Genomic DNA, 1,021 nt, shown 5'->3' with positions numbered 1-1,021 from the left:
TAGTTGAATGTTAGTAATTACTAACATTATGGTCGCGCAGTCAGCAATGTGACCGGCCGGTTTCGCCCCTGCGCGCCCGCCGCGCCGGTCCTCACGTCAGATGCAGGCGCATCGTGCAGGAGTGTTTCAAATGAGTAAGCAAGCCCAGAAAACGGTACTGATCACCGGTGCTTCCTCCGGGATCGGCCTGGCCACCGCCCGGCATTTCCAGGCTCGCGGCTGGAATGTCGCGGCCACCATGCGCAATCCGGCCGACCAGCCGGAGCTGGCGCAGCTGCCCAATGTCATCTGTCCGGCGCTGGATGTGCACGACAAGGACAGCATCGCGCAGGCCATCCAGATCACCTTCGAGCGCTTCGGCGCCATCGATGTGGTGGTCAACAATGCCGGCTACGCGCTCATGGGCGCGTTCGAGACCCTGGACGAGGCGCAGGTGCGGCGCCAGTTCGAGACCAATGTTTTCGGCCTCATGGAGGTCTGCCGCGCCGTGCTGCCGCACTTCCGCCAGCGCCGGGCCGGTCTGCTGATCAATGTTTCGAGCATGGTGGGGCGCATCCCGCTGCCGCTCTACAGCGTCTACAACGCCAGCAAGCATGCGGTGGAAGGCTTCACCGAGGGCCTGGTCTACGAGCTCGAGCCGTTCGGGGTGCGGGTNTACCAACTTCTTCGGACGTTCCTCGGACCGTGCCAATGCCACCGGCGAGCGGGCCTACAACGACTACAGCGATGCGCAGCTCGGCGTCATGGACGAGATCGGGCCGCGCGGCTCGCGTCCGCAGGATGCCGCCAAGGTGATCTGGCAGGCCGCCAACGACAGCAGCCGTCGCCTGCGCTACAGCGTCGGCATCGATGCGCTCGCGCTGCTGGCGGCCCGCCGCCTGCTGCCCGACACCCTGTTCCGCGACATGATCAGGACCAGCCTCAGCCGTGCCAGCTTCGACACGCTCGGCCAGTACATCTACCGCGCCAAGGCCTGAAGGCCGGCATGACACGGGAGGCTACGCCATGAGCACGATCTACC

The 1,021-nt window shown here is 65.0% G+C and carries 1 protein-coding gene; it reads left to right on the top strand.

Going from position 1 to position 1,021, the window contains the following annotated elements; translation table 11 throughout:
- The first annotated feature begins 100 nt into the window (after window positions 1-100).
- On the top strand, window positions 101-1,009 hold the full coding sequence (locus C5O18_RS11225; RefSeq protein WP_420884492.1) for an SDR family oxidoreductase: 909 nt from the start codon (window positions 101-103) through the stop codon (window positions 1,007-1,009).
- Window positions 1,010-1,021: the final 12 nt, after the last annotated feature.

The sequence above is a fragment of the Amnimonas aquatica genome (genome assembly GCF_002943415.1).
GTDB lineage: Bacteria > Pseudomonadota > Gammaproteobacteria > Pseudomonadales > Moraxellaceae > Perlucidibaca > Perlucidibaca aquatica_A.
The sequence above is the reverse complement of the archived record's forward strand: the minus strand, read 5'-3'. Positions and strand labels throughout refer to the sequence as shown.